The 4,488-nt window shown below is 75.9% G+C and carries 4 protein-coding genes; 2 read left to right on the forward strand and 2 right to left on the reverse strand.

Going from position 1 to position 4,488, the window contains the following annotated elements:
* Positions 1-759, reverse strand: a 759-nt coding sequence (locus tag J0670_RS31015; RefSeq protein ID WP_207815155.1) for a DNA-3-methyladenine glycosylase, incomplete at its 3' end; no start/stop codon positions are given.
* Between the two features lie 92 nt (positions 760-851).
* A complete protein-coding gene (locus J0670_RS31020; RefSeq protein WP_207815156.1) occupies positions 852-2,027 on the reverse strand; it encodes a peptidoglycan recognition protein in 1,176 nt (391 codons plus the stop codon).
* Between the two features lie 104 nt (positions 2,028-2,131).
* Here J0670_RS31020 and J0670_RS31025 point away from each other — a divergent pair, with 104 nt between their 5' ends.
* Together J0670_RS31025 and J0670_RS31030 are read left to right on the forward strand one after the other, a co-directional pair.
* The gene (locus J0670_RS31025) at positions 2,132-2,923 is read left to right on the forward strand and encodes a TIGR03089 family protein (protein WP_207815157.1); all 792 of its coding nucleotides are present in this window, start codon (positions 2,132-2,134) and stop codon (positions 2,921-2,923) included.
* A gap of 36 nt (positions 2,924-2,959) precedes the next feature.
* Positions 2,960-4,270 carry an LCP family protein gene (locus tag J0670_RS31030; protein ID WP_207815158.1) on the forward strand — a complete coding sequence of 437 codons (1,311 nt, stop codon included), beginning with the start codon at positions 2,960-2,962 and terminating at the stop codon, positions 4,268-4,270.
* Positions 4,271-4,488 lie beyond the last annotated feature (218 nt).

Consider the following 4,488-nt stretch of genomic DNA (forward strand, 5'->3'; position numbering starts at 1 on the left):
CCAGCCGACCAGGTTGGGGAGGTGGAAGTCGCCGACGGACACCGCGTCCGGGTCGCCGTTGCTGCGCTGCAGGGTCTCGGCGGCCGTCCAGACGCCGATGCCCGGGACGGCGGTCAGCCGGGCGAAGGCCTGCTCGTGGCCCATCGCCGAGGCCTCCTCCAGGCGGGGCGCCAGCCGCACCGCGCGCATCACCGTCGCCGACCGCTTGGGGTCGACGCCCGCCCGGTGCCACTCCCAGCTCGGGATCATCGCCCACTCGCGGGCCGACGGCGCGACCCGCATGCCCTCGGCCGGGCCGGGCGCCGGGGTGCCGAAGTCCCGCAGCAGGGTGCGCCAGGCGCGGTAGGCCTCGTCGGTGGTGACCTTCTGCTCCAGGATCGCCGGCACGAGGGACTCCAGGACCAGCCCGGTGCGGGCCAGCCGCACCCCGGCGGTACGGCGCTGGACGTCCCGCAGCGGACCGGGCGGCAGCACCAGCGCCTCCGGGTGGTCCTCCGCGCCGAGCAGCGCGGGCAGCCGGTCGAGCAGCCACTGCGCGCCCGGGCCCCAGGCGGCCGCCTCGACCTCGCCCTCGCCCGGGTGCGGGAGCACCCGCAGGGTGCCGATCCCGGCCGGGGTGCGGGAGGCCCGCCAGACGGCGCCGTCGCCGGTGGTGCGGTACGCCGGGTCGGCGGGGCCGCGGCGCAGCGGCAGCAGCGTCCGGGCCACGTCGAGCGGGAAGCCCGGCCGCCAGCGCCGTACCGCCTCGCCGCCCGTCACCGCCGTCGCCTCCTGTGTCGCCTGGGGATATGAACGATACGTGGGGCGGGAGCGAACGGTGAAACGTCTTACGGGGTGCGGCAGTTGGATCGTCAGCGGGTCTGCAGGCGGGCCGCCGCGGCGCGTAGGGCGGGGAGCTTGGCGTAGAGGGCGTTGCCGGGGCATTCGGTGGTGAAGGCGTCGCGGTGGCCGGAGACGGCGTCGAAGTCGACGACCGTGCCGTGGGGGTAGCGGCTGGCGTCGGAGCCGGAGGTGAGCTTGGTGCGGCCGTCGGCGGGCCGGCCGGTGAGGCCGAGCTTCCACGCGGCGAGGGCGGCGAGGCCGTCCAGCATCGCCTGGGGAGGGGCGTCGTTGACGTAGGTGCCGATGGCGGCGACGCCGGCGGAGTCGGCGTTGAATCCGAGGGTGTGGGCTCCGTGCACGGGCTGGGCGACTCCGCCCGCGCGGCCCTCGTAGACGGTGCCGCAGCGGTCGACCAGGAAGTTGTAGCCGATGTCCCGCCAGCCGCTGGTCCGGACGTGGTACCGGTAGATCGCCCGGATCACCCTGGGGGCGTCGGAGCAGGCGTAGTCGGTGGCGGTCGCGGTGTGGTGGACGAAGACCGCGCGGACCTGGCCGGTGTACTCGAAGGTCCTTTCGCGCAGCGACTCGTCGGCGCCCCAGCCGGCCCGGGTGACGATGGCCGGCCGCGGGGCCCGGTGCCCGGCCGCCGGAGCGGGATCGGCCGCGCCGGGATCCGTCGGGCCCGGATCCGCAGGGCCGGGGCCTGCGGGCAGGGTGCGGACGGCGGGCCCTGCGTCCGCACCCCGGCCGGGGTCGACCAGTTCGAGCCGCAGCCTGGGCGGCGCTCCGGCCGGGCCCGGCCGGACCTCGACCGCGACGCCGTCGCTGCGCCCGGTCCACAGCGGGGCGGTGGCGCCGTGCGGGGCGCGGTCGGGGCCGTCCTCGGCGTCGGCCTCCAGGGTGCGCCAGTCGCTCCAGCGGCCGGTGGCCGCGTCCCGGGTGCGGACCCGGACCGTGGCCCCCGCCATCGCGGCCTGCGGCCCGTCCCAGCCGACCCCGAGGAGCTCGAACGGCCGGGTGGTGCGCGGCGCGAGGCCGTTTCCGGCGGACAGCGGTAACGAGGTGGTCGAGCCGCCGCCCGCCGCGCTCCGGCGAGCGGAAGGGGACGGGGCGGCGGAGGCTGCCGCGGCGGAGGTGACGAGGGGTTGGAGGAGCAGGGCGGCGGTGCAGCCGGCGAGCAGCACGGCCGGGAGTGAGAGGCGCATACAGGGGATCGTCGCCGCAAACCGGACGGCCCGCCACGCCGCCCAGCGCCCGGTCGGCCGCCCCTCCCGGCCTGCCACTCGAAGGCCGTAGGCTGGGGCGCACCATGACTGCGCCTTTCGCTGCCGATGCCCGCACCCCCGTCGAGCTGCTGCACGCATACCTGCGCGGCGGCACCCCTTCGGTCGATCCCGCGGCCCCGCTGGTCACCTTCTACGACGACGCCACCGGCGAACGGGTGGAGCTGTCCGCCCGGACCTTCGACAACTGGGTCGCCAAGACCGCCAACCTCCTCCAGGACGAGCTGAACGCCGGCCCGGGCGACCGCGCCGCGCTGCTGCTGCCCGCCCACTGGCAGAGCGCCGTCTGGCTGCTGGCCTGCTGGTCGGTCGGGGTGGCGGCGGTGCCGGGCGGCGACCCGGCCGCCGCCGACCTCGTGGTGAGCGGCCCGGACGGCCTGGAAGCCGCCCAGGCCTGCGAGGGCGAGCGCGTCGCGCTCGCGCTGCGCCCGCTCGGCGGCCGCTTCCCGCAACGCCCGGACGGCTTCCTCGACTACGCCGCCGAGGTGCCCGGTCAGGGCGACCGCTTCGCGCCGTACTCCCCCGTCGCCCCGGACGGGCAGGCGCTGGAGACCACGGTGGACGGGCTGCCGCTGAAGCTGACGGGCGAGCAGACCGTCGCGCTGGCCCGGGAGGGCGCCGTCCGCCTCGGCCTGGGGCCCGGCGACCGCGTGCTGTCCACCCTCTCCTTCGACGACTGGGCGGGCCTGGAGGCCGGCCTGCTCGCCCCGCTGGCGGCCGGCGCCTCGGTGGTGCTGTGCCGCAACTCGCAGGGCCTGGACGCGGGGCAGTGGGAGAAGCGGGTCGAATCCGAACGGGTGACGCTGCGTCTCGGCTGACCGCCGACGAGGGCCCGGCGGGTAGGGATCCCTGCCATGGCCGAGGACGACACCGAGCACCCCCCGACCGACGAGACTCCCCCGACGGACACTCCCCCGACGGACGGCACCCCTCCGGGCGGATCCGGACGCCCGCACCGGCGCCGGCGGTGGCTGATGATCACCGCCGGCGCCGTCGCGTTCCTGCTGGTCGCCGGCGGGGTGCTGGCCTGGGTCGCGTACCGCAAGCTGGACGGCAACATCCGCACCGACTCGGCCACCGACCGGCTGCTGGCCCGGCTGGAGGCCGAGCGCCCGAGCCGTACGACGGGAGCCGGCGGCGTCGAGAACATCCTGCTGATCGGCAGCGACGACCGCTCCGGCCCGAACTCCGCCTACGGCGGGGAGCCCGGCACCCAGCGCTCGGACACCACGATCCTGCTGCACCTGGCCGCCGACCGTAAGCGCGCGACGGCGCTCTCCGTCCCGCGTGACGTCATGGTCACCGTTCCCGCCTGCGAGCGGTCGGACGGCACCCGCAGCAGGCCGGCCCTGATGCAGTTCAACTGGGCCTTCGAGCTGGGCGGCCCGGCCTGTTCGATCCGCACCGTCGAGCAGCTGAGCGGCATCCGGATCGACCACTACGTGATCCTCGACTTCAGCGGCTTCAAGACCATGGTGGACGCGATCGGCGGGGTCGAGGTGTGCGTGGCGCAGCCGATCCACGACAAGGAGGCCAGGCTCGACCTGACGGTCGGCCGTCAGGTGCTGCACGGCGAGCAGGCGCTCGGCTACGTCCGGGCCCGGGAGAGCCTGGGCGACGGCAGCGACACCCAGCGAATGGGCCGTCAGCAGCAGTTCCTGGCCTCGCTCATCCGCAAGGTCCAGTCGCAGGGGGTGCTGCTGAACCCGGCCAAGCTGTGGCCGGTGCTGAACGCGGCCACCTCCTCGGTGAAGGCGGACGGCGGGCTGTCCTCGCTCGGCGCGCTGTACGACCTCACCCAGGACCTGCGCGGCATCCCCTCGCCGGACGTGGTGTTCCTGACGGTGCCGCGCCGCCCGTACCGCTACGACTCGGACCGGGACGAGTTCGTGCAGCCGCAGACCGCCGAGCTGTTCACCGCGCTGCGGGACGACCGGCCGATCGTCGTCCGGCCGCCCGGCTCGGAGCCCTCGCCACCCGCCGGGGCGGTCGCGAGCCCGGCGGCGGTCAGGAGCCCGGCGGCGGTCAGGAGCCCGGCGGCGGTCACGGGCAGGGCCGCGGTCACGCCCGGGCCGGACCGAGCGACAGCGGCGTCACCCTCGGCGAACGCCTCGCCCACCTTCGAGGGGCGCACGGCCGACGGGGACGCCTGCTCCGCGCACTGAGCGCCGGGAAACGCGCCCCCCACCCGGACTTTGCCGCTCCATAGCCCGTGCATGACCAGGATCACACCCGGAACGATTCCCCCGTTCGGCTCGTCTAGTGTGTCCGGATCGGCCCGTCGGTACGGGTGGGCCGGAGCCGTGACCGGTCGAAGGTAGGGAACCCCCGTGCACGAGCAGCAACCGGAAACCGGCCGGTACCGGACGGACCAGGCCCCGGG

The sequence above is a fragment of the Streptomyces sp. FH025 genome (assembly GCF_017427025.1).
In the GTDB taxonomy this organism is placed as follows: domain Bacteria; phylum Actinomycetota; class Actinomycetes; order Streptomycetales; family Streptomycetaceae; genus Kitasatospora.